5 protein-coding genes are annotated in these 4,189 nt (G+C 51.3%); all 5 read right to left on the reverse strand.

The window, feature by feature from the left end:
• A partial coding sequence (locus NZM04_01595) for a hypothetical protein (protein MCS7062738.1) occupies positions 1 to 425 on the reverse strand: 425 nt, incomplete at its 3' end.
• A gap of 45 nt (positions 426 to 470) precedes the next feature.
• Complete coding sequence (locus NZM04_01600) at positions 471 to 629, reverse strand: hypothetical protein (GenBank protein ID MCS7062739.1); 159 nt, start codon at positions 627 to 629, stop codon at positions 471 to 473.
• Positions 630 to 838: 209 nt separating this feature from the next.
• Entirely contained in the window at positions 839 to 2,572 is a 1,734-nt protein-coding gene (locus tag NZM04_01605) for a M3 family oligoendopeptidase (GenBank protein MCS7062740.1), read from the reverse strand.
• A 14-nt stretch (positions 2,573 to 2,586) separates the two neighbouring features.
• Positions 2,587 to 2,961 carry a DUF2237 domain-containing protein gene (locus NZM04_01610; GenBank protein ID MCS7062741.1) on the reverse strand — a complete coding sequence of 125 codons (375 nt, stop codon included), beginning with the start codon at positions 2,959 to 2,961 and terminating at the stop codon, positions 2,587 to 2,589.
• Positions 2,962 to 2,980: 19 nt separating this feature from the next.
• On the reverse strand, positions 2,981 to 4,189 hold a 1,209-nt coding region (locus tag NZM04_01615; GenBank protein ID MCS7062742.1), incomplete at its 5' end, for an FAD-dependent oxidoreductase.

Raw genomic sequence — 4,189 nt, forward strand, 5'->3', positions numbered from 1 at the left:
GGGCTGTAAACAAGGCGCATGGGTTTGTGGGCGAGGTTGGCTAGGGCGAGTTGGAAGAGTTGGAGTTTTTTCCAGCGTTGAGTGCGAAGGGCGTTGAGAGTTTTTTCGTATTGGTATTGTGCTGAGGAGATATTTTTAGTGCCATACGGCTTGCGTGTGTAGGCGGCTTCGCGGCGATAGTCTTTTTTGATTACTTCCTGGATGTGGGGATCAGGGAGTTGATGAGCGGGGGAGATGTAGATGGTATGGAGTTCAGCCCCGGCAGGAAGAATGGTGTGAGCGGTGAGGAGGACGCTGGCTGTGGTGATGACGCGTCCTGATTTTTCGGCCATTGGAAAGGCAAGGCTCAGGTGAGGCTCAGTCTCGAGAGCAAGGACTGGAGGAGCAAGGATTAGGAGTAGAGCAGAGCTAATGAGTCTTTTCACAGACCCATCTTGCCAGAGATGAGCCTTGAGGCAAGAGGAGAGGGGTTAAGTCTCAGCCCAGATGTAGCGGCTGAGGTATTGTTTTACTTTTCGGCGCTCGTATCGGTGAGTGTGGGGCGCTTTTTTGATTCGGCTGATGAGGGAAAGGAATGTGTGTTTTTCTTTGGGATGGATGTCCATGAGGTTTTTGTTGGTTTTGGTCATAGGGCAGATGCTTGTGCAGAAAGTGTGCCAAGTTGTTGGATGGACTTTTTATTTTCTCGTATGGCTTGGATTTTTCGATAAATAGGCGAAGTGGGGACTTTTTATATTTGCAAGAGGAGTTATGAAAAATTAGGGGGGGACAGATGAGTAAAAAAAATTCTATTTTGAGGAATTCTTTGGTTGGAGGGTAACTTTTATTGATGGAGTGGTTAGGACAGGCAGGGATTGGCGAAGGAGGAGAGCGTTTTTTTGAGCGTCTCTACGACGGGAATCACTGCGGTGGCAGAGAAATCTAGACGCAGGCCACAGGCGTTGAACAATTGTGGGAGGGGGACAGAGCCTCCTAGGCTTAGGGCGTAGAGGTAGGAATCGAGGGCATCGCGGGGAGATTCGAGATAGTGTTTCCAAAGTTGGAGTGCGCCGAGTTGGGCGATGCCGTATTCGACGTAGTAGAAGGGGTATTCAAAGATGTGGAGTTGGCGATGCCAGGTGGTGGCACGCGCTTCTTCGTAGCCGGTGTAATCTTCGATGCCGCCAAAGCGGTCGAGAAGGGTGAGCCAGGCTTGGCGACGTTCTTTAACGGTGTGCTCGGGATGTGTGTAGATCCAGTGTTGGAAAGCATCTACGGTGGCCATCCAAGGGAAAAATTTAATAATGCCTTCAAGGTGGTCGCGGCGAGCGCGGAGGAAGTCTTCGGTGGTGGCGTAGAAATCTTCTGCATGGGTGAGTGCGATGAGCTCCATGCTCATGGAGGCGACTTCGCAGAATTCAATGGGTGCGGAGCGGTAGGGGTAGAGGCGTTGATGGCGGGAGGCGAGGGTGTGGAAGGCGTGGCCGGCTTCGTGGAGGAGAGTTTCGACGTCGCGTTGGGTGCCGACGGCATTCATGAAAATAAAAGGTAGTCGAGCTTCTTCGAGAGTGGATTGGTAGCCGCCGGGGGCTTTGCCTTTGCGGTTGTCAAGGTCGGTGAGGGAGTGGGTGAGGAGGAGCTGGAAGAATTCGGCTAGGCGGGGATCGAGTTTTTGGAAGAGGCGCAGGGTTTTTTGTTTCAGCTCCTCCGTGTCGTGGAAAGGTCGAATAGGAGGTCGAGAGTGAGGATCGACGGCGAGATCCCAGGGTCGAAGGGAGGGGAGGCGAAGGGCTGCTTGGCGTTCTGCCTGGAGCGATCGGGCAAGGGGGACGAAGTGTTTTTCGATGGCATCGTGAAATTGGAGGCACTCTTGAGGGGTATAGTCGAAGCGTTCATAGGCAGCAAAGGTGTAATCTCGGAAATCCGAGAACTGGGCGGTGTGCGCGATGGCTTTGCGTAGGGTGAGCATGGAGTCGAAGAGGGTTTCGAGTTCATCGGCATATTGGAGACGTGCTTTGGATGCGGCTTCCCATGAGGCTTGGCGTCGAGAGCGATCAGGTTCTTCGAGGATTCGTGAGAGTTGGGGTAGTGTGAGTTCTTGTCCTTCAAACGTTGCGGTGATGGAACCGATGATTTTTTGATATTTTTGGGAGAGTTTGGCAATTTCAGCCTCGCGAGGAACATTGTCTGGGTGAAAAAGCCGGATGGCATTTTGAACGCTGCGGGTAAAGACGGCGTAATATGGGGGGAGCTTTGAGAATAAAGGATGAAGGGTCAGTTGTTTTTTTATTTGGAAATGGATTGGTTTGAGCCAAGGATCTATGACTTCGACAAAATGGAGGTAGAGTCGCTCAGCTTCTGTGTTTGAGGTGTCGCACGTCATAGCGATGTAACGTTCCGTGCGGACTTGATCGAGAGCGGAGAAGACTTCGCTATAGAAATCAAACCATGACTCGAGCTCAGACAAGGTCTGAGCATGTGAAAGCTGGTCTTGGAGTTTTTTTAGAATGGGCTCTAGTGAGGAGATCGAGGTGAGATCACAGTCTGGGCTGAGGAATAGCCTTGGACGATAGGGTTGTAGCGAAGGGGGCATGATAGGAATAGGAATTAGGCAGAGGGAGATTGATGAGCGTATTGCTTTAAAATTTCGAGGTCGACAAATTCCGTCACGGAGAGATGGGTGGCTTCCAGAATGATGGGCGGTGCAACTTTGGCTTCGAGGGCCTCTATCCAGCGCATCAGGCAGATACACCACCGATCGCCGGGTTTAAGGCCGGGAAAACGAAACTCGGGGCGCGGTGTGGTGAGGTCATTTCCGCGTGATGCGGTGAATTTCAGAAATTCTTCAGTCATCACTGCACACACTGTGTGCATGCCGTGGTCAAATGGGGCTTGGCAGCAATAGCCATCGCGTAGATAACCTGTGAGGGGGTCGGTAGAGCAGGTAACAAGTGGGGTGCCAAGGACATTTTTCTGCGCCATGGGGTTAATTAGTGAGAGATTATTTTTTTTGCAACCCGGTGGCTGTGATGACGGAGGATTCTTGATATTCGTAGTCGGTATTGACTTCCCAGAGATTGTGTTTGGTGCCAAGGTGAATGTTTTCAGCAGCGAGGATGCCCATGAGAATGCTGTGGTCTTGGTTGTTGTATTTGAAGGCGCCGTAGCGGCCGATGACGTGAAGATTACGGATGGAAGAGAGATAATCTTCTATGGGCTTAAGTTTCTTGCGGTAGCCGCGCTCGTATACGGGGTAGCAACGTTTAATTCGATAAACGTAGCCAGCGGTCACTGGGGCTTGGCGGTTGAGGCCAGTGCGGGCTAGTTCTTGTTTGGCAGTTTGAATTAAGTTTTCGTCGGGACTTGTCCAAATGGGATCTTGATCGTAGCACCAATATTCGAGGGCTAGAATGGTGTGGTGGGTATTATTAAGCAAAGTGGGAGACCAGTTGCGGAAGTTGGTGATGCGTCCGACGCCGAGGTCAGGAGAGTGAATGTAGAGCCAGTTGTCGGGGAAGAGTTTTTCTGACTCGACTCGTAGGTAGACGATGATGGTGTTGCGGTATTTGAGTTGTTCGGCTGCTGTTTTGATTTCTTGTGGCACGTGGGTTAGTCGGGCAACCATTAAAGAAAGTGGCATGGTGGAGATGATGTGGTCGTAGGATCGAGTGGAGCCATCTTCGAGTGTAATGCCGGTGGCATAGAGCGCGTCAGGTTTGTTTTCAGTTTGGACGGAATAGACTGGGGTATTTAGGAAAATAGCACCTCCGCGGTTACGGATGGCTTGAGCCATTCGCTCGTAGATAACGCCGGTGCCGCCGTGAGGGTAGGCGAATTGATCTACGAGGGTTTTGTGTTGATTGCCTTTCCCGCCTAGAAGCGCGTTTTTGATGGCTTCGTAGAGGGAGAGCTTTTTGATGCGTTGAGCGGCGAAGTCGGCGTCTAGCTCTTGGCATGAGATGCCCCAAAGTTTCTCGCTGTAGGTTTTGAAGAAGATTTCAAAGAGGCGTCGTCCGAAGCGGTTGGTAACCCAGTTTTCAAACGTGGAGGTGTCTTGAAGAGGAAAGAGACGCACCTTGATGTAGCTCATTAAGCATCGGACCGCCTCGATGCATCCGAGCTTGATCAGAGCATCTAAAGGTTTGAGGGGATAATAGAAGAAACGCTTCTTGTAATAGATGCGGGTGAGGCGGTCCACCATATCGTAGTC

The sequence above is a fragment of the Candidatus Methylacidiphilales bacterium genome (assembly GCA_025056655.1).
GTDB lineage: Bacteria > Verrucomicrobiota > Verrucomicrobiia > Methylacidiphilales > JANWVL01 > JANWVL01.